The 20362-nt window shown below is 41.6% G+C and carries 18 protein-coding genes and 1 tRNA gene; 9 read left to right on the top strand and 10 right to left on the bottom strand.

Annotated elements, in window-relative coordinates; genetic code table 11:
* The first annotated feature begins 776 nt into the window (after window positions 1-776).
* The 3 genes from ACPZ3T_RS06055 to ACPZ3T_RS06045 all read left to right on the top strand — a co-directional run bounded on the left by ACPZ3T_RS06055 (window position 777) and on the right by ACPZ3T_RS06045 (window position 3161).
* Window positions 777-953: a ribbon-helix-helix protein, CopG family gene (locus tag ACPZ3T_RS06055; RefSeq protein ID WP_190699007.1), complete on the top strand. Its 177-nt coding sequence runs from the start codon at window positions 777-779 to the stop codon at window positions 951-953.
* 281 nt (window positions 954-1234) lie between these two features.
* Window positions 1235-2674, top strand: a complete 1440-nt coding sequence (gene zds, locus ACPZ3T_RS06050; RefSeq protein WP_490274354.1) for a 9,9'-di-cis-zeta-carotene desaturase — start codon at window positions 1235-1237, stop codon at window positions 2672-2674.
* A gap of 43 nt (window positions 2675-2717) precedes the next feature.
* A complete protein-coding gene (locus tag ACPZ3T_RS06045) occupies window positions 2718-3161 on the top strand; it encodes an SRPBCC family protein (RefSeq protein WP_490274352.1) in 444 nt (147 codons plus the stop codon).
* Between the two features lie 121 nt (window positions 3162-3282).
* Here the strand turns inward: ACPZ3T_RS06045 and ACPZ3T_RS06040 are convergent.
* From ACPZ3T_RS06040 to pdhA, 4 genes are all read right to left on the bottom strand, one after another.
* A tRNA-Lys gene (locus ACPZ3T_RS06040) sits at window positions 3283-3354 on the bottom strand.
* Between the two features lie 61 nt (window positions 3355-3415).
* Window positions 3416-4285, bottom strand: a complete 870-nt coding sequence (locus tag ACPZ3T_RS06035) for an aldose epimerase family protein (protein WP_490277132.1) — start codon at window positions 4283-4285, stop codon at window positions 3416-3418.
* Window positions 4278-4433 carry a hypothetical protein gene (locus ACPZ3T_RS06030; protein ID WP_490274350.1) on the bottom strand — a complete coding sequence of 52 codons (156 nt, stop codon included), beginning with the start codon at window positions 4431-4433 and terminating at the stop codon, window positions 4278-4280. The genes ACPZ3T_RS06035 and ACPZ3T_RS06030 overlap by 8 nt, the downstream gene beginning before the upstream one ends.
* Before the next feature lie 102 nt (window positions 4434-4535).
* Window positions 4536-5570 carry a pyruvate dehydrogenase (acetyl-transferring) E1 component subunit alpha gene (gene pdhA / locus ACPZ3T_RS06025; RefSeq protein WP_490274348.1) on the bottom strand — a complete coding sequence of 345 codons (1035 nt, stop codon included), beginning with the start codon at window positions 5568-5570 and terminating at the stop codon, window positions 4536-4538.
* Between the two features lie 985 nt (window positions 5571-6555).
* On the opposite strand from pdhA, the gene ACPZ3T_RS06020 reads away from it, so the two are divergent.
* The 3 genes from ACPZ3T_RS06020 to ACPZ3T_RS06010 all read left to right on the top strand — a co-directional run bounded on the left by ACPZ3T_RS06020 (window position 6556) and on the right by ACPZ3T_RS06010 (window position 11673).
* Window positions 6556-8808 (top strand): IMS domain-containing protein, encoded by a 2253-nt coding sequence (locus tag ACPZ3T_RS06020; RefSeq protein WP_490274346.1) that lies wholly within the window; start codon window positions 6556-6558, stop codon window positions 8806-8808.
* Window positions 8809-9313: 505 nt separating this feature from the next.
* Complete coding sequence (locus tag ACPZ3T_RS06015; RefSeq protein WP_490274344.1) at window positions 9314-10555, top strand: DUF4912 domain-containing protein; 1242 nt, start codon at window positions 9314-9316, stop codon at window positions 10553-10555.
* 191 nt (window positions 10556-10746) lie between these two features.
* The gene (locus tag ACPZ3T_RS06010; RefSeq protein WP_490277131.1) at window positions 10747-11673 is read left to right on the top strand and encodes a phosphodiester glycosidase family protein; all 927 of its coding nucleotides are present in this window, start codon (window positions 10747-10749) and stop codon (window positions 11671-11673) included.
* 49 nt (window positions 11674-11722) lie between these two features.
* Here ACPZ3T_RS06010 and ACPZ3T_RS06005 read toward each other — a convergent pair whose 3' ends face one another.
* From ACPZ3T_RS06005 to mnmE, 4 genes are all read right to left on the bottom strand, one after another.
* Complete coding sequence (locus tag ACPZ3T_RS06005; RefSeq protein ID WP_490274342.1) at window positions 11723-12070, bottom strand: hypothetical protein; 348 nt, start codon at window positions 12068-12070, stop codon at window positions 11723-11725.
* Window positions 12071-12206: 136 nt separating this feature from the next.
* The gene (locus ACPZ3T_RS06000) at window positions 12207-13601 is read right to left on the bottom strand and encodes a TldD/PmbA family protein (RefSeq protein WP_490274340.1); all 1395 of its coding nucleotides are present in this window, start codon (window positions 13599-13601) and stop codon (window positions 12207-12209) included.
* Between the two features lie 151 nt (window positions 13602-13752).
* A complete protein-coding gene (locus ACPZ3T_RS05995) occupies window positions 13753-14523 on the bottom strand; it encodes an SDR family NAD(P)-dependent oxidoreductase (protein ID WP_490274338.1) in 771 nt (256 codons plus the stop codon).
* Window positions 14524-14647: 124 nt separating this feature from the next.
* The gene (mnmE, locus tag ACPZ3T_RS05990; RefSeq protein ID WP_490274336.1) at window positions 14648-16039 is read right to left on the bottom strand and encodes a tRNA uridine-5-carboxymethylaminomethyl(34) synthesis GTPase MnmE; all 1392 of its coding nucleotides are present in this window, start codon (window positions 16037-16039) and stop codon (window positions 14648-14650) included.
* 269 nt (window positions 16040-16308) lie between these two features.
* Between mnmE and ACPZ3T_RS05985 the strand changes: the two genes are divergently transcribed.
* On the top strand, window positions 16309-16509 hold the full coding sequence (locus ACPZ3T_RS05985) for a hypothetical protein (RefSeq protein WP_490274334.1): 201 nt from the start codon (window positions 16309-16311) through the stop codon (window positions 16507-16509).
* A gap of 283 nt (window positions 16510-16792) precedes the next feature.
* Window positions 16793-17692: a nucleotidyl transferase AbiEii/AbiGii toxin family protein gene (locus tag ACPZ3T_RS05980; protein WP_490274332.1), complete on the top strand. Its 900-nt coding sequence runs from the start codon at window positions 16793-16795 to the stop codon at window positions 17690-17692.
* On the opposite strand, the gene ACPZ3T_RS05975 is transcribed toward ACPZ3T_RS05980, so the two are convergent.
* Together ACPZ3T_RS05975 and rsmI are read right to left on the bottom strand one after the other, a co-directional pair.
* Window positions 17685-18374, bottom strand: coding sequence for a Uma2 family endonuclease (locus ACPZ3T_RS05975; RefSeq protein WP_490277130.1), 690 nt, complete (start codon window positions 18372-18374; stop codon window positions 17685-17687). The genes ACPZ3T_RS05980 and ACPZ3T_RS05975 overlap by 8 nt on opposite strands.
* Before the next feature lie 175 nt (window positions 18375-18549).
* Window positions 18550-19413, bottom strand: coding sequence for a 16S rRNA (cytidine(1402)-2'-O)-methyltransferase (gene rsmI, locus ACPZ3T_RS05970; protein WP_490274330.1), 864 nt, complete (start codon window positions 19411-19413; stop codon window positions 18550-18552).
* An 82-nt stretch (window positions 19414-19495) separates the two neighbouring features.
* Between rsmI and ACPZ3T_RS05965 the strand changes: the two genes are divergently transcribed.
* Entirely contained in the window at window positions 19496-20362 is an 867-nt protein-coding gene (locus ACPZ3T_RS05965; RefSeq protein WP_490274328.1) for a sugar kinase, read from the top strand.

The raw sequence follows: 20362 nt of genomic DNA, 5'->3' as shown, positions 1-20362 counted from the left end.
ATTTCTAATAAATACTTGGGTAACTTAAAACGGTAGATAATGACTTAATTGACTAAGGAATCAGTAATTACAATAGTTATTTTTTTTAGAAACAACAATATTTGGTGAAAAATCTAAGAATGAATTATGTTGTTAACTTACATATTTGATGAAAAATCGATAAGATTAACTATAAATTTAAGTATTACTATTTTCTCTTTATGTTTTTCTTATAAACACCCAAAATCATCGAATTTTATCCTTGAATGAAGTTTTTATAAAGCACAAAAAATGCCGCTATAATAGCCATACAACAACACCATAAAAAGCTGATGGAGTTGTTGCCTCATTTATTGCTTTCATTCTCAAACTCATGGAGATATGCCGCAGCTAATCATAGATAGGTCGAGATATTTAATCATTGCATCTTATTTGCATGATTAACTGCAAGTCATGGTTGATTATCAAATGAAAAAATCCTGGCTTTTAGACAATTAAAACTCTAGAGAGATAGATGGTATGGCAACTGATTAACTTAACTTCTTTGTCGCAATTTAATAGTCAGACTTCCACTTACTCTGGCTAACAATATGCCTTGAAACAGTGAGTCGGTACTATTATCCTCATCGCTTTAGGAGACAGTGATTCTATTTTCTTGAAAAACCATGAAATATTTGACAAAAGGAACATTTAGCCTATAGTCGGTATCACTTGTTTCTCGACACAAATTCTGATAATCTTATCGTCTTCATCCTCAATTTAGTTGTTTTTGATGATGTTAATACACAGCAAATAGCATGATAATGACTAATAAAAAATGGGCCGTTAAACGTATAACTGTGAATTTAGCTGCACAGGAAGCAGAGAAGCTGGAAAAATACTGTCAACAGACAGGTAGACCTGCAACTGATGTAATTCGGGAACTGATTAGAAGTTTACCTGTATCAGATGACAGCAAAGAAGTGAGTAGGTAGAGAGTATTTTGATGTGATGACAACAAATCTTTTGACTACTCAATCAATATCTATAAAGCGGTTTTAAATCCACTATTTTTGACAAAAATTTGTCTAGTGGAAAAACTAAGCTTGAGATCAAGTGCATCTAACAACAGACAATTAGCAGGGTAATACAATCATATTGATCATCAGGTGCATGACTTTGCCCTCACTCAAAATCAAGCCTCGCTAGAGATAAGTAGCAAATTCCGACACCAAGCCAGTTACAATTTGTAAAGAAACTGAAAAGGAAAGACGGAATGCGCGTTGCAATTGTAGGTGCGGGATTGGCTGGGCTAGCAACCGCAGTGGATTTAGCTGATGCAGGCTGTGAAGTCCAAATTTTTGAGTCCCGTCCGTTTGTTGGGGGTAAAGTTGGCAGTTGGATTGATAGTGATGGTAATCACGTTGAAATGGGGCTACACGTATTTTTCGGGTGCTACTACCAACTGTTCGATCTCATGGAAAAAGTAGGGGCGTTATCAAATTTACGCCTCAAAGAACACACCCACACTTTTATTAACAGGGGGGGACGCACTGGTGCTTTAGATTTTCGCTTCTTCACAGGTGCGCCTTTTAATGGGTTGAAAGCATTTTTTACGACTTCTCAACTCTCGTTACAGGATAAGCTACAAAATGCGATCGCTCTTGGTACTAGCCCCATCGTGCGGGGATTAGTAGACTTTGATGGAGCGATGAGAACCATCCGCAACTTAGATAAAATTAGTTTTGCTGATTGGTTTCGCAGTCACGGCGGTAGCAATGGCAGTATCAAAAGGATGTGGAATCCCATTGCTTATGCTTTGGGATTCATTGACTGCGAAAATATTTCTGCCAGATGTATGTTAACCATCTTCCAATTTTTTGCAGTCCGCAGCGAAGCATCTGTACTGCGAATGTTGACAGGTTCTCCCGATGAATACCTCCACAAACCCATCCTCAAATATTTAGCAGATAGAGGTACACAAATTTACACTCGTCGCCAAGTGCGGGAAATTCAGTTTGCGGAAGTAGAGGGAGAAACCCGTGTCACTGGCTTAGTAGTTGCCCAAGGGGATACTACAGAATTAATTACGGCTGATGCCTATCTCTGTGCTTGTGATGTCCCAGGCATTCAGCGCGTATTGCCTCAAGAATGGCGCAAGTGGTCAGAATTTAATAATATTTATCAATTAGAAGCAGTACCAGTTGCCACCGTACAGTTACGATTTGATGGTTGGGTGACGGAACTGCAAGATCAAGAAAAACGTAAACAACTAAATCAGGCAGCCGGGATAGATAATTTACTCTACACTGCTGACGCTGATTTTTCTTGTTTTGCGGATTTGGCTTTGACTAGCCCTAGTGACTATTATCGCCAAGGACAGGGATCATTGTTACAGCTAGTCCTGACACCGGGAGATCCATTTATTAAGGAAAGTAACGAAGCGATCGCCCAACACGTCCTCAAGCAAGTCCATGAATTATTCCCCTCATCACGGGAGTTAAATATGACTTGGTACAGCGTCGTAAAATTAGCCCAATCCCTATACCGTGAAGCTCCAGGCATGGATGTCTACCGCCCAGATCAAAAAACCCCTGTGCCTAACTTCTTCTTAGCAGGGAGCTATACTCAGCAAGACTACATTGACAGCATGGAAGGAGCAACAATTTCTGGCAGACGCGCCGCCAAAGTCATTCTCGAAAATATTAAACAATAGAGATAGAGCGACTAACCTCATCAAATCTAAACATCGAAAAATAATGGCTGATTGGCTAGAACATAGCGTACAGGTTGAAGTCGAAGCCCCCATTGATTTAGTCTGGGGCTTATGGTCTGACCTAGAGCAAATGCCCAAGTGGATGAAATGGATTGATTCAGTGAAAATTACCCCTGATAATCCAGACATCTCCCTCTGGAAACTGAGTACTGGCGGACTAGACTTTAGTTGGAAATCTCGCATCCTCAAAGTTGTCCCTAACCAAATTATTCAGTGGGAGTCGGTGGATGGCTTGCCGAATCAGGGCGCAATCCGCTTTTACGATCGCCACGGTAGTAGTATCGTCAAAATGACAGTATCTTATGCTATTCCCGGTATACTCGGCAAAATCATGGATAACCTATTTTTAGGGCGAGCCGTGGAATCAACCATTCAAGCCGATTTAGAAAGGTTCAGGGAATATGCTTTAAATGCCAAAGCGAGTTAATCAAAAAGACGTAGCAGTGCTACGTCTTTATAACTTGTGATTCAAAACAACTGTCTTTCCCTGCTCCCTGCTCCCTTGCCATCAAGGTGATACTATATTTTTTTAATTGAAAGTCCTTGAATGGGTCGCCCGGGATTCGAACCCGGAACTAATCGGTTAAAAGCCGAGTACTCTACCGTTGAGTTAGCGACCCGCGTTGCATTTCGCAACTTCACAATTATAGCACTAAGAGCCGGGGATTTGTAAAGGGGTAACTAGAAAAAATTTGCCGTTAATCTCACCGATGCAGTGTAACTAGCTCCTGGTTCAAGGACAGTCAGTTTCTCACCTGTATTCAGGGCGTTACGGGGTGCAGTCCAAGGTTCTAGACAATAAAATTCCTTACCTTTAAGCGTCCAGAAGACCAGCATAGAAAAGATATTGTCCGAGTCTAAAGTCAGTTTGAGCTTGCGGCTATGGTCTGTCACACTAGCAGATTGACTGGTAATCTCTCCAAAGGCAAAATCAATTTCATCCCGACTAAAATCGAAATTACCGTTAAACGGATGAATTTCTTTCGTTTTTTGGTCTTGATACTGTTGAGAGGGAATGGCAAATTCTAGCTGATTTTTATCCCCTGTGAGGAAGTAAGGATGAAAACCAGCCGAAAATGGCAATGGTGTAGATGACAGATTGTGGTAGTGTTGCTGAATTGAGAGTGTATTTCCTTGGATTTCGTAAGTGAAAACTATTTGGAAATCAAAGGGATAAACCACTTTGGTTTGCTCGTTGCTGTTGAGAACCAATGTGAGTGCAGCTTTATCGGTAGTAGTTTGCTCGGTTACTTCCCACGGTAAATCACGGGCAAAACCATGTTGCTTGAGGGTGTACTGCTTACCGTTGAGGGTGTAGGTGTTATCTGGTAAGTTGCCGCAAATGGGGAACAAAATGGGGTTTCCACCTCTAACACTTAACTCTGGATTGGTAAAGCGTTCTGTGTCTAGGTAGAGAATTTCTTCCCCCTTGACTCGCCAACGGGTAATGATTCCACCGCGTTCTGGCACTACTTCCAGATGAGAACCGGCTGTTTCATCAGAAAGGATATAGGTTTTGTACTGTTGTTGTTGAGTGGCAATACTAAACACAGGATGATTCCTCATGGGGCATGGGGCATGGGGCATGGGGCATGGGGCATGGGGCATGGGGCATGGGGCATGGGGCATGGGGCATGGGGCATTGGGCATTGGGCATTGGGCATTGGGCATTGGGCATTGGGCATTGGGCATTGGGCATTGGGGTAAAAATCTCCCTCGTCTACCTTGTCTCCCTCGTCTCCCTCGTCTCCCCTGCTCCCCTGCTCCCCTGCTCCCCTGCTCCCCTGCTCCCCTGCCTCCTCTACTCGTCTTCTGCGAAAATAAAGCGATACAATTCGCTAGGATCTGGTTCAGGGCTGCTTTCGGCGAATTTTACGGCATCGTCAATTACTTCCTGAATTTTTTTCTCGATCGCTTTCAATTCTGCTTCATCTGCTAAGTTCTGCTCTATGAGGTAAGCACCTAGCTTTTTGATGGGATCGCGGGAAAACCAAAATTCTTTTTCAGCTTTGCTCCGCAGTTCGTCTGGATCTGCTAAAGAGTGACCACGGAAGCGGTAGGTGAGGGCTTCGATTAAGGTTGGCCCTTCCCCTGCACGGGCGCGGGCGACGGCTTCTTGGGCGACAGAGTGGACTGCTAATACATCCATACCATCTACTTCTACGCCTACCATGTTAAACACGCTGGCTTTTTTGTAAATTTCTGGATCGGAGGTGGCGCGATCGTGTGCCATGCCAATTGCCCATTTATTATTTTCAACGACGAAGATAATTGGCAATTTCCATAGGGCTGCCATATTCAGGGTTTCAAAAAACTGCCCGTTGTTAGCTGCACCATCGCCAAAGAAGCAAGCTGTTACTTGATCAGCATTGCGATCGCCTAAAACTTCTCGGCGATATTTACTTTGAAAAGCTGCACCAGCCGCTACGGGAATGCCTTCTGCTACAAAAGCATAACCGCCGAGTAAGCGATGTTCGGCAGAAAACATGTGCATCGAACCACCCCGTCCTTTACTACAACCGGTGGCTTTGCCAAAGAGTTCTGCCATGACTTCTCTTGCGGGTACTCCCGCACTCAAAGCATGAACGTGATCGCGGTACGTGCTGGAGACAAAATCTTCCCCCGGACGCATGGCTTGAATTACGCCGGTGGAAACTGCTTCTTGCCCGTTATACAGGTGGACAAAACCAAACATTTTGCCTCTGTAATACATTTCGGCGCATTTGTCTTCAAAAAAACGCCCTAATATCATGTCTTCGTATAAAAGCAAGCCTTTTTCTTTGGTGATCTGGGCGGTAGCAGTATCAAATTTAGGTAATGCGCGTTCTTGAACCATTATTTTTTCGTATTCCTGTCCTAAAATCGAAATTTACCATTTTCAATAGGTTGTTCTCTCAACAAGTTTTTTCTCTACAGAAGTTTTGCTAGAGTCAACCAGGGATATTTATGCACCAAAAACTGTTTTAAAGAATATTCAGGAAAAAAACAGGGTGAATTTGCTATTTTTCACATATCTATATATGACTATCTCAGCCTCATTCTCAATTTCTTTTTTAGCACCTTGTTCTTCCCCATTTCAGTTCATAGGCTATCACTCAGGATAGCTTGGTTTCTGCATATCTATGAACAATTTCAGGAAATTCCACCCCTAGATCCTAAAATCAGTTATCAGTTATCAGTTATCAGCCCTGACGGACTATGCGGGGCAATCGAAACACCAATTGCGGTGTTGTTGTGCCTTCGTATTTAACTGATAAGTGTTTACCTAACACCGTTCACTATTAAAGTATATATTTGTAGGTTGTAATAATTTTCTCCTTGTGATATGATGTTGTTTCTTTAAAGTTATCAGTATATATACTTGGGGCGGTGCATCTTTAACTGCATATTCAGATCAGCTATGAGGCTTTGAAATCACACATTCATTCTATAAGTTTCGTTAAGTGTTAACGGATAACATAATAAGAATGTGCAATTAGTCTGACTATGTTGAAATCAAAATAAATCATACTTTGCTGTGGAAGCAAGCCTTGTACAACTAACTATGCTAGTTCAGTTTTATAGGTTCAAAAACTGATAACATTTATTCTCAGGAAAATTACTAAGAATTAAGACAAAGTATCAGCACTTCCTAGCCGAAGACAAAATGTTGGTACTAGAATATGACACAAATTTGGGGAGGCAACAAAATTCATTGTTGCAATATACACTTATAGTGTAAGTCCGGCACGGTATTATTCACCGTATGATTATGGCACGGTTTTACATGCCTGGAATGCTCTAGGTGGATTATGTTGATCACGGTGCAGGGGAAGTAGGCTGTGCGAATTCCGCTTGATTACTACCGAATTTTAGGGCTACCATTAGCGGCAAGTGAGGAACAGTTGCGGCAAGCATATAGCGATCGCACTGTACAATTGCCGCGTAGAGAGTATTCCCAAGCAGCAATTGCTTCCCGTAAACAACTTATAGAAGAAGCTTACGTGGTTTTATCAGATCCCAAGGAACGTAGTAGTTACGACCAGTTATATCTTGCTCATGCCTATGACCCAGATAGTCCTGGTAATGCCAAAGTCACACTAGAAAATCGTTACAACAACAATCAGGGTAAATTTCATGCTCACAATCTCAGCATTGAAATTGCCCCTGACGAGTTAGTTGGTGCTTTACTGATCTTGCAAGAGCTAGGAGAATACGAGCTAGTGCTGAAACTAGGTCGTACTTATTTGGGGAATGACAACGGTGTCGTGCCAAAACGAGGCATTCATTTGGCTACGGAGGAACTCCTCCAAAATGCTGAACGCCCAGATATTATTCTGACTGTTGCCCTTGCTTGTTTAGAATTGGGTCGTGAGCAATGGCAGCAAGGTCATTACGAAAGTGCGGCGATTTCCCTAGAAACCGGACAAGAAATGTTAGCTCGTGAAGGGCTATTTCCTAATGTCCAGGCAGAAATTCAGTCCGACCTTTATAAATTACGTCCCTACCGGATTTTAGAATTACTGGCATTGCCTCTAGATAAAACTGTCGAACGTCATCAAGGTCTGGAATTACTGCAAAATATCTTGGACGATCGCGGTGGCATTGACGGCACTGGTTATGATGAATCAGGGTTAAGTATTGATGACTTTCTCCGATTCATCCAGCAATTACGCCACTACTTAACAGTTGCTGAACAACACAAGCTGTTTGAAGCGGAAAGTAAACGCCCCTCGGCTGTGGCTACCTATTTAGCTGTTTATGCCTCCATTGCCAGGGGGTTTACCCACCACCAACCCGCTTTAATTCGTCATGCCAAGCAAATGCTCATCCGTCTAGCTAAACGGCAAGATGTACATTTAGAACAGTCTCTGTGTGCGCTGTTATTGGGGCAAACTGAAGAAGCATCACGGGTGTTAGAACTGAGCCAAGAATATGAATCTTTAGCGTTTATTCGAGAAAAATCTCAAGATTCACCAGATTTACTCCCTGGTTTATGTCTTTATGCCGAACAATGGCTACAAAATGAAGTATTTCCCCATTTTCGGGATTTAGTAAAGCAGCAAGCATCCCTAAAAGATTATTTTGCCAACCCCCAAGTCCAAGCTTATCTAGAAGCTTTGCCGACGGATGCAGAAACTACTAATGAGTGGAAAGTCATTAATCGTAGTCAACATCGTAGTCACGTTAGTGCTAAGACTCGACCTGAGTCTGATCCCCACAGAATACCAGACCCAGAGTTACCAGAAACCCCAAACAACAGAGTAGCAGCAGGCAATTTTACAGCCTTTAGAGAAAATACTGCTCCCATACCCCCCTATACTGGCATACCGCCAGAAACACCTCCTACTCAAATGTCTGGTGTGCAGCGTACAGCTAGAGCTAATCAGCATCAAAGCTCTGCACCCCGTCCAACCACCAAGCGCAGGCGACGCAAACCCACTCAAACCCTGAATCAAGAGCATCATCGTCCCCACCCACAGCGTCACTTTGTTGGTACGTTAGATCGAAAAACAAGGTTAGTGTGGACTGTATTTATCTCTATGGCAGGGATATTAGTTTTTTGGCTGTTAGTCTCAACTATTTTTGGTGCAGTTAGAAACCTGTTTTTCCCAGCACCTAGTTTACAGGCAGAATCATTTTTAACTCAACTCAATGAACCACTAATAGCCACACTGGAAAGTAACGGTGCTTTACAGTCCCAGGATGGAGTGCTGACAGAAGCAATAGCGGAAGGAGTGATTAAAACTTGGCTATCTACTAAAGCTTCAGCTTTGGGGCCTAACCATGAGGTTGAAGCTTTAGGAGATATTTTAACTGGTTCTGCTTTGTCTCAGTGGCGATTTACTGCCCAACAACTGAGAGCCACAGATAGGTATCGGATGTATAGCCATAGCGTCAGAATTGAAAATGTCAATAAATTTGATAGAGATCCTAATCGTGCCTTAGTCAGAGCCACCGTCAGAGAAATCACGCAATTCTACGAAAATGGTCAAAGAAGAAATTCCAGTGATGAAAATGTCCGTGTGCGTTATGAATTAGTTCGTCAAGATGGCATTTGGCGGATTCAGAGCATGACAGCCGTTGTCAATTAATCTCAATTTTTGTTTGTATCTCTAATGTTTTAGGTGCTGGTATCACTAAGGCAGCTTTTTTGCTGTCTAGTTGCTGGTTGCAATACATATAATTATGTTTAATCTTGTTGCTACAAAACGTTATTGTCAGGAAATTTTGACATAAATCACCTATTAACCAGTATAAATGTCAAGAAAACATAACAATTTGATCCCAAAATAGCTTATAAGTTCGTGAATTAAGTAAAAAAGCCTGTTGACACCCCTTGATCCCTACCCAGGCCTAATAGTTAATATTCATTTAACAAACTTAATAACAAGTGACTCCTCTTAATCCCAAAGTGCTGATTTTGGCATGAGTAAGAAATTGAAAGGAAGTGACCTTTATTTAACAAAACACTAAAAAACACACTGGGCAAAGCCAGGAGTCAGGCATAAGAAATTCATCTGGGATAAAAGAAGTTTATTAAGTATTTTGTTACCCAGGGAAATCATTTACCTTTCAAACTACTGGAGGCCAAAATTTATGGCAAAAGAACGCCCACCGCTAGAAGAGATGACACTGCGGCAACTACGGAAAGTTGCCAGCGAATTTAGCATCTCTCGTTATAGCCGGATGCGGAAATCTCAGTTACTAGCATCAATTCAAGAAGTTCAGCGTCAAAAAGCATCGCTTAACCCATCTCGTTCAGTGGAGGCACAGGAAACCGTGGAAGCAGCAAAATTTGAACTAGGTCAAGAAGATCGGACTGGTGGATCTCTAGCTGATGTGGATGAAGGCTTGGCAGATTTACCAGGTGGTTACGGTGAAAGCCGGATTGTTCTGTTACCGCGTGATCCTCAGTGGGCTTATGCTTACTGGGACATTCCCAACGACCATAAAGAAGACTTGCGTCGCCAAGGGGGACAGCAACTAGCACTGCGGATTTATGACGTTACCGATATAAATCTTGAGTATCAAAGCCCCCACAGCATCCAAGAGTATCCTGCCGATGAACTAGCTAGGGAATGGTATATTCCCATTCCAGTGAGCGATCGCGATTATGTTGTTGATATCGGTTATCGTGCTTTTGATGGCCGTTGGTTGGTGCTAGCTCGTTCAGCTCGTGTTCACATTCCTCCTGTTTATCCCTCCGACTGGATTGAAGATGTCTTCATCACTGTTAACTTTGAGGAAGATTTACGCGGCAAAACCCTGTACGAACTCGTCCCCCCTGCCAAGAAAGCAGCCGCAGTGGGTGCAAATGGCAACCCCATCTACGACCAAATTTTTGGCATGGCAGAGTCTGCCGAAGCGCAACGGGTTGCTGGTTCTCTATTCGGTTCTATGCAGCACGTTCCTGGTTCTGTGCGTCCTGAACAAGCTATCAGTTCCTATGTCTTCCCCTCTGGTGTAGGGATGTGGGCAGTTCCCACCGCTTCCGGCATCAATATGTCTGGTGTAGGAATGTCTGGTGTCGGTTTCTCCGCTTCCGCCGTGCCTGTACGTCCTCGCAAGTTCTGGTTAATTGCTGACGCTGAGTTAATTGTCTACGGTGCAACTGAACCAGATGCGACTGTTACAATTGGTGGCCGTCCCATCAAGCTCAATCCCGATGGTACATTCCGCTTCCAGATGTCCTTCCAAGATGGTCTAATTGACTACCCCATTATGGCTGTTGCAGCTGATGGTGAGCAAACACGCTCAATTCATATGAAATTTAATCGTGAAACCCCATCTCGTAACACCAATACTAAAGAAGAAGCTGTTTTAGAATGGCTTTCTTAGGAAGGTAATAGTGGAAGAAAATCATGTGATGACTTCCTCAGTTTCCAATATTTAAGGTGCATTTAAAGTTTCAATTATTACCCGCTAGAGTTATGCTGTAGCGGGTTTTTATTTTCGACTGTTATATTTATAGCTGCGCTTAGAGCGAAGCGGGACGTTAGTTTATTGCTAATTGTTACAGCGTTTTCATGATGTATTTACAAAAAATAGTTGCTTTTTCTTTACTTGCTTTCACTCTCAGTTTATTATCAGGTTGTAAAAAAATTGATGCTAGTTCAGTAGCTAAAACTGCAAAAACTTGTGCTGGTGAAGATAGTAAATTTAGTATTGAATTTTTTCAAACTAATAATCGGGGGGAGAAATTTGCTAAAGGCATCAATCATGTAATTATTTTTAATCCTAGGTCAGAGGCACTAGATTTTAAAGTTAATTTGGGTTTATCTCATCAGATTTATGCTCAAGATCCTAGAGGTAAAATTCGTAGAGAATATACACCAAAATTGTTTCGTGAATTGATTACTGATGCTAATTCTCAGTTAAATGGTAAAAGACCAATAGCAGCTATTAACGCTGACTATATAGATACTGAAAATAAGCCTCAAGGCTTAAATATTTCTCGTGGAATTGAGTATGCAGGAGATTTTAAAAATAGGCGTTCTTCCTTTGGGATTTCTGGCGGTAAGCCCCAGCAAAGAAAGGCGACAATTCAAGTCGGCAGAAGAAAAAATAATATTCTTAATTATAATTTAGTAGGTGGTAATGGCAGATTTTACAGTCAAGGTAAGTTTAAAGATATTTGTCGAGATTTAGGTCAATTCGCCTGTAAACAAGCCACTAATCGTTCTATGGCAGCTATTACAAACAAAGGTTATGTGATTTTTTTAGTGAATGATATAAAAGCTAATTCTAACATTGAAGTATCTGCAATTAATCAAGAGTTAACACCAGATAAATTTGATGATGTTCTAGAGGGAATTGCCCACTACAATTGTTTAGGTAAAATTCAAGAAGGGATTTTATTTGATGGGGGTATGTCGCCAGGATTGTATTACAGAAATAAAATCTACCTAGAAAACCCTGGGTTCATTGGGTCAGTATTTTTAATTTATCAAAACTAACTAAACTGTATTTGGGGCGCAAGTTTTTGCACCCCTAGTTAAATGATTACTATTTTTTAGGTTGACCTTTTTCTAGAGCTTGGTGTAATAAATCATCACTGATTTCAGTTACACCTTCATTGTGAGATGCTCCTACTTCTTTAGCAAGTTTTAAATAATCATCGGGATTACCGGTGGGTTGAGCTGCAATTTTTGTGGCTTCGGGTTGAGATGTTTTATTTTCAGGCTTAGAGGGTGTTTCGACTTTAGCACCTTGACTCAATTGCTGTGCTGCTGCATAGTCAGCGTTAAAATCAACCTCTGGTGCTTTTGCTTCACCATTCACTATGCTTTCAGCTACTAATTGTGCATCATGGGTAGGAGCTTCACTAGGATTAGGCTTCACTTCATCAGTCATAACTAACACCTTCAGTAATTTTTTTATGGCTGGGGTGATTGTAACAACTGAGTTCAGAAGTTTTTAGCAGTCTGGGGAAATATTTCTACCTCTATTAAAAGATAGATAAAGTAGAGCGATCGCATTACAAATCTCTTTAAATTTCTCCTCCTACTACTACATCTCTAATTCGCAGACTAGGGCCACCACAACCCACAGGTAAACCATTTTGCCCACCTTTACCACAACCGCCGGATTCATCCCAGTAAAAATCATCACCAATGGCTTCAATATCTGCCAAAGTCTGAAAAACATTACCAGAAAGCGTCACATCTTTGACTGGTTCAGCAATTTCGCCATTTCTAATCATCCAGGCTTCCCCTGCGCTAAAGGTGAACATTTCCCCATTTGTCATGCCACCCAGCCAATTACGCGCATATACTCCTTCTTTAATGTCAGTAAATAAATCTGCCACTGGTGTTTTACCCCGTTCAATCCAAGTATTAGTCATGCGAACGATGGGGTTATAGTGATAATTGAGACAGCGAGCGTTACCTGTGGGGGCTTCTTCTAATTTACCGGCGGTTTCACGAGAATGTAAACGACCAACTAAAATACCATCTTTAATCAGTTGGGTGGTGGTGGCTGGTGTGCCTTCATCATCGTAAAAATAGCTACCGCGATGTCCTTCTGGGGCTGCACCGTCAAAAATCTGTAGTTCTTCGGGGCCAAATTGCCGTCCAATGGTCATAACTTCTAGTAAGTCGGGATTTTCGTAAGCCATATCAGCTTCGGAAAGATGTCCGAAAGCTTCGTGAACAAACAAGCCTGTGAGAATGGGATCAATCACTACAGTGTAGGTATTGCCTTTGACTGGTGGTAACGATAAGGCTGCAACAGCCCTTTGGGCGGCACTTTTTACCTGTGCATCCAAATTTACTAAATCTTCGTAGGCTTTACGAGAACCTGTAGTTTCCCTACCAGTTTGCACAGTTTCGCCATTTTTGGCGGTAGCGGCAAAGCGCATTTCCATGTCTACCCAAGATTGATTGATGAGAGTGCCTTCGGAAGTGGCGAGGATAATTCTTTGGGAACTATCGCTATAACGAACCGAGGTAGTAGTAATACGATGGTCTTGAGCCTTTAATAATTCAGTATAGCGATCGCATAACTCCTTTTTCTGGGCGAGGGGTATTTGGCGGGGATCTTTACCTGTCAAGGGTAGACTGCACACTGCTTGCACTGGGTCAATAGGAGCAAGTAAAGTTGCTTCATCACCTACCATCCGCGCTGATGCAATTGCTTCCTCAATGCGTTCTTTAATACTAGAAAGTTGGTTAAAACTACTCAACCCCCAGCCACCTTTATAACAAGCACGGATATGTCCGCCAACAGAAATTCCTTCACTGAGAGTTTCCACCTTGTCGCCACGCAACAAGATATCTGTACCTTCTGCTTCCTCTAGGCGAATCATTAAATAATCTACACGGGATGAGTAGCGGGCGATGAGGTCAGAAAGTAAATTTTGTGCGTCAGCAAGTGTAGTCAGCATTTCTCGGTAGCCACCAGACAAACTGCATTTATTTTGCAATTATTTGGGTAATTATAGCGATTGATCAATTTAATTCTTTCCCTATACCCCACACCCTACACCCTACACCCAGCCTCAACAGAGAAATTTGTCATCTACTGAAATTAGTTGCCTACCAAGGTAATCTAGTGCCATCCCAAGAAAAAAATTCTCCGCTATCGCTTTTTTGCAGTTGTTCAATGACAGTAAGTAGTTGTGTAACAGTCCGTTCAACTGAGAATAATTGCTTTGCCGGAAGATTTTTTTGAAATGGTCGAGAAAGTTGTGTATCAGTTGTACCAGGGTGTAATGTTACAACTATAGTTTGAGGACAACTTCTACTATATTCAATTGCCACATTTTTCATAAACATATTCAGGGCGGTTTTAGAGGCGCGATAACCATACCATCCACCCAATTGATTATCACCGATACTGGCTAATTTAGCTGATATGGTCGCAAAAATTGCAGAGTCATGATGGCGCAATAATGGTAAAAGATGTTTAGCTAATAGCACAGCACCAATACTGTTTACTTGGAAGTAACGTAATAAATGATTGGGGTTAATTTGTCTTAAACTTTTTTCTGGTTGTAAATCACCGTCGTGTAGTAATCCTACACAGTTAATTACTAAATGTAATTTATCGGTTTGAGTACGGATTTTTTGGATAGTTTCAGCAATTTGTAATTCATTAGTAATATCTAATGTCAAACAAGTAAGATGTTGAGGATGTTGCTCTGCTAACGCTAGCAATTCAGTGGCAGATTGTGCTTGACGATAGGTGGCATAAACTTTGGTAATTCTGTCATCTGCAAGCAATTTTTTGACAAAACCTAAACCAATACCTTGACTCGCGCCGACAATTAAGGCATTAGTATGATCATTTTCATTAATAAAAGACATATATAGCTTAAGTGAGGTACAGATAATATTTTGAAACGCAGAGGTACGCTGAGTAAAGCGCGGAGGTACGCAGAGATTTTTGCTTCAGCAGAGTAGGGAACGGTATAAGGTGATTTTATTAGGATTATTTTCCAATGCAGAATTTACTAAAAATGCGATCTAGTACAGATTCTGTTACTTCTTCTCCGGTGATTTCTCCTAGGGCTTGAATTGCACCTCTTAAGTCAATTGTCCAAAAATCTAGAGGTAATTGTTGGGCAATTGTGACTTGTACTTGTGATAGGGCAATTTTAGCTTGGGTAAGTGCGGCTGCTTGTCTTTGGTTAATAGCTAAATCCATATCGGCAGCTTGAATTTTTCCTGTATGAACTATCTCTAAAATTTTGGTTTCTAGAGAGTCAATTCCTTGATTTTGGGCGGCGGCTGTATAAACAATATGCTTAATGTGGTTGGGATATGCTAAAGCATTCAGGAATTGTGAATCTACTAAATCAATTTTATTAATCACCAGAATTAAGGGACGGTGTTGTACTTGGGCATAGATTTTTTGATCCCCATCTGTCCAACCTGTGCCAGCATCAATGGTAAATAAGACTAAATCTGCTGTATTTGCAGCATGACGCGATCGCTCTACTCCAATTTTTTCTACTTGGTCTATTGTGTCTCGAATGCCTGCTGTATCTAGCACTTGCACCGGAATACCCCCCACTACTAGCTGGGATTCCACTACATCACGGGTTGTCCCTGGTAAGTCGGTGACAATGGCGCGATCGCTCTGACTCCAAGCATTCAATAAGCTTGATTTACCTACATTCGGACGGCCTACGATTGCTACTTTTAACCCTGTACGCAACAGTTCCCCTTGATCTTTAGTTGCCAATAATTTACTAATTTCTGCGGCAATGCTATCAATATCTGATATTATCTGTTTATGATCCAACGGGGGTAGGTCTTCCTCAAAATCAATTCGAGCTTCAATTTCTGCCAAAATATCCAAACATTGAGCGCGTAACTGACGGATAGGGTGAGCTAATTTCCCCTGTAACCCGGCTAAAGCAGTTTGAGCAGCTTGGGGTGATTTAGCTCCCACCAAATCAGCAATACTTTCAGCTTGAGTTAAATCTAATCGTCCATTTAAAAAGGCGCGGAGTGTAAATTCTCCTGGTTGTGCCAGCCTTGCACCATTTTCTAAACACAACTGTAACACCTGCTGCACTGCCATAATCCCCCCATGACAATGAAATTCCACCACATCTTCACGGGTGTAAGAACGGGGTGCTTTCATAATTAGTAGCAAAGCTTCATCTACTATCTGGCGCGTTTGGGGGTGGCGGATGTAACCATAGAGAACGCGGTGACTTTCCCAAACTTGCTTTCCAGGGGCATAAAACAAAGTTTGAGCAATGGCTAGAGCGTGGAAACCAGAAACCCGCACAATACCTACACTACCCTGTTGGGGGACAACAGCAGTAGCGATCGCGGCAATAGTTCCAGTAGTAGCCAACAGTTGCGACATGAGTAACTTTTTATTGCATATATATGAGGGTAGCAGGGATTGGGCATTGAGGAAACACAGGGGTGTAGGGGAAGAAAACAGGGTTTCTTTGAAATTTTGCGGTTTGCGCCACCTTGCTATTTGGAGGCTTTCTTTTCAAATCGTAAATATTTAGACTAATTTGAGATCGCATAGCAGGGTAAAATTTACCTGGAAAGTAGAAAACCCCAACCAAGCCAATAAAATCCCCAATCCCCAATCCCTATTTTCAAATCAGAGAGGAGTTGACAGTGGAGCAGAAAATTAACTGCGCTCAAGCCTGCGTTAACGGTTGTGTTTTAGGGGAGAAATGCCCAAACATTGAGTATAGAGAAGCTGCATCTAAATTTATCGCTGAGACTTCTTTGGATAGAATGCTAGAAATTGCGGAAGAACGTCTCAAGCGCAAAATGACAGAACCGCCAAAATGGGTGTTTCCAGAAGAACAGTAAATAAAGATGTGGGTAACGCATAGTTGAAAAAAGGGGGAACTAGAATCAAAGTCCCCCTTTTTAATGAAAGCTACTGCATTGCAGGGATTTCCACCGTTGTAGTAAGTAGGGTGGATTTAAGGGGATATAAAAATATTTGATACATTGCCAGAGACTTTTCAAACAACCTCTAAAATAAAGACATCGGTTTCGGAAAATAGCGGCAGTCCATCAAGCCAAAATTACCAAAAATCATATCCATAAGGATGCTTAAAGCTGCCGTCAATGTAAATAATTAGCTATTATGCCCAATCCACAAAAACTACCATTCCTAGAGTCTGTTGGTTGGCAATTAAATGATGTCTATCAATTGACTGAGAAAGAAATGCTCCAATTGTATCAACGCAATTGGCATCATCAAACTACTTTCAATAATTTCCAGAAATCAGAAAAAGATTTTGTTCATTATTTAGCTAAAAAATACAAATCTTGGATATTGCCAGATTTGGAAATGTTTAACCTATCACATCATAATAAAATCCTGAAAATTCTTAATGCTTTCCAGAGAGAAGTTCTTCAAAAAGCTTCTGCACACTTCGCAGATGGTACGCTCTTGGCATTAGAATATGATGAATATAGGCTGAGTAAAGATATTGATTTTCTCTTCCCCTACGGAACTGAAAATTATAGATATTTAAGAAATTTGGTTTACGATGAAGGGGTTGAAGCATTATTTCAAAGTCTAACAGATATTCGATTAGGTGAAAGTACAATCAATCAATATGGTATCCGTTTTCTTGTTGCCGTCAACGAAACGAATATTAAAGTAGAAATTGTAGCTAATGGGGGTTTTACCTTAGATCCTCCTGTTTATCCAAATTGGGCTAATATTCCTTGCTTGAGTATAAGTGATAGATTCACATCAAAGCTTATGGCTAACGCTGATAGATGGAACGATTCAAGTACACAATCTAGAGATTTAATTGATTTAGGAATATTGCGCGTAAATCATGAAATTCCTTTACGAGCAATTGCTAAAGCTGAAGAAACCTATGAAGTGAAAAAGCCTCTAGTTAAAGCCATCAACAATTTCATTGACAAAAAAGAATATAGAGATAAATGTTTTGAACAGTTGAATGTACCTGAACACAAAATTCCAGTGATAATGAATGGAATAAATTTGCTGTTTGTTGATTTTAAATAGTATCTGGATCTATACCTAATTCTCGCAGCTTTGCTTCCAAGCGATCGCTACGTTGTTTTTCTTGTTCAGCGCGTTGCATTTCTACGTGTGCAACTTCTGCCGGTGTCAAGACAAGTTCCCCTTCAGCCGTGTAGAAGCGTAAATTCTGCTGCTCAACCCCTAAATATAACTCTAACTGCTGACTCCAGAGCCTACCTTGGGGGTTGGGTGTAATTGGTTCATATTTACCAGCCAGTAAAACAAAGCCAGCAAATTCTAAATTATTCGGATCAAACCAAAAGTATTCCGGTGTGCGGAATGTATCTTGGTAAATTTGTTTTTTTAAGCCTCTGTCAGTAGATGCAGTAGAATCTGATAGTAGTTCTATAATCACATTGGGATACTTCCCGTCTTCTTCCCAGACAACCCAACTTTTACGGGGTTTGCGTTCCGTTCCCAACACCACGAATAAATCGGGTCCGCGAAAGTGTTCAGATTTTAATTGTCTCGGACTATAATAAATAGTCAAATTACCAGCCGCAAAAAAATCATTGCGGTCTTGCCACAACCATTCTAAGGTGTTTAATAACAGGATTAGTTGCTGTAAGTGTAGATAACTTTCCAAAGGTGGCTCATCACTGTATAAATCCCCTGGAGGAAAGATAACATATTCCGGGGTTGGTAAATCTTTGGCTACAGACATGGCAGCAAGTCTCTTACTCCTATAAGTTTTAGTGTAGCAAAAATGGGCATTGGGCATTGGGCATTGGGCATTGGGCATTGGGCATTGGGTAAAATCTACCTTGTCTACCTTGTCTACCTTGTCTACCTTGTCTACCTTGTCTACCTTGTCTATCTTCTCTCCGAGTCCCCTAACCCTATTCCCCATTGTCATTAAGATCGATCGCTAGAGCAATTTGATAAACTTGACGACGGTTGAGGGCAGTGTATTTATTTAATTGTCGGCTAGCTTGGGAACGTGATATGCCTTGACGCATTAATTGTTCTAACTCGGCTTTTAATTGTGCTTCTGTGAGTAGGGGTTGACTGGGTGGATTCCCTGCTACTACTAGGGTATACTCTCCTTGTGGTTCTTTTTGCTGATAGTGGGCGATCGCCTCTCCAATATTTCCCCGCCAAAATTCCTCATATAATTTAGTTAACTCCCGTGCCAGGACAATTTGGCGATCGCTTCCCCAAATGTCTGCTAAGTCTTGTAACGTATCTCGTAAACGATGGGGCGATTCGTAGAAAATTATAGTGCGGGATTCTATCTGCAACGTCTCTAAATACTCTCGTCGTTGTTGGCTTTTAGCAGGTAAAAACCCTTCAAACACAAACTTATCGGTAGGTAGTCCCGCCGCACTCAAGGCTGTAATCGCTGCACTCGCGCCAGGAATAGGAACTACGGGAATGTTTGTTTCAATGCAAGCTTTCACTAATTCATACCCAGGATCAGAAATTCCCGGCATACCTGCATCACTCACTAAAGCGATCGCTTTTCCAGTCTGCAAATGCTCTAATAATTCTGGAATACGGCTACTACTATTATGCTCATGGTAACTTGTCTGGGGCGTTTTCACTTGTAAATGTTGTAGTAATTTCCCAGTGTGGCGCGTATCTTCTGCGGCAATCAAATCCACATTCTGCAAAATCCGCATCGCGCGCAAGGTAATATCTTCTAAGTTACCAATAGGTGTACCAACTATATATAATGTTCCTGGTTTGGGATCTGTCTGCATTTAAAATTCAAAATTCAAAATTCAAAATTCAAAATTGAAGAAGTTTATGTAACTGGAGATGGCAAGGGTGAGAAGTAAGCTAATGAGTAATCACGCTTTATTTGTGGGTTTAATCACATTAGATTTAATCTACTTAGCTGCATCTCCTCCGCAAAATAATCAAAAGTTAGTGGCATCTGACTACACTGTAGCAGCAGGTGGCCCGGCTACCAATGCGGCTGTTACTTTTAGTTATTTAGAAAATCAAGCTACAGTTTTGGGTGTGTTGGGTTCGCACCCCATGACAGAGTTAATTCGGGGAGATTTAACTCAATATGATGTAGCGATCGCTGATCTTGACTCTACCATCAATACACCACCCCCTGTATCTTCAATTATTGTCACCCAAGGGACTGGGGAACGGGCGGTGATTTCGATCAATGCGGTGAAAACCCTAGGCAGTGTTACCTCAATTCCTCCAGATATCTTACATAATATAGATATAGTCCTGATTGATGGACATCAGATGGCAGTGGGATATGCGATCGCTAAAATGGCAAAAGCTCATCATATCCCTGTAGTTATTGATGGTGGTAGTTGGAAAAGCGGATTTGAGGAAGTTTTACCCTTGGTAGATTACGCCATTTGTTCCGCTAACTTTCACCCCCCCAATTGTCACTCCCAAACACAAGTTTTTGACTACCTCCGCGCCTTGGGTATTCCCCATATTGCCATTACCCACGGTGAACAACCAATTGCTTACTCCCATCACGGTGAATTTGGTACGATATCTGTACCTGCTATCCCAGCAGTTGATACACTAGGGGCTGGAGATATTTTTCACGGTGCTTTTTGCCACTACATTTTACAAGGCAGTTTTACCGATGCCCTCAAGCAAGCAGCGAAAATTGCGGCTGAAGCTTGTAAATATTTTGGTACGCGTCGCTGGATGGATTTAAGGACACAGTAA

Source organism: Aliinostoc maniaoense (genome assembly GCF_058172895.1).
This window is presented reverse-complemented; position numbering and strand designations above follow the sequence as displayed.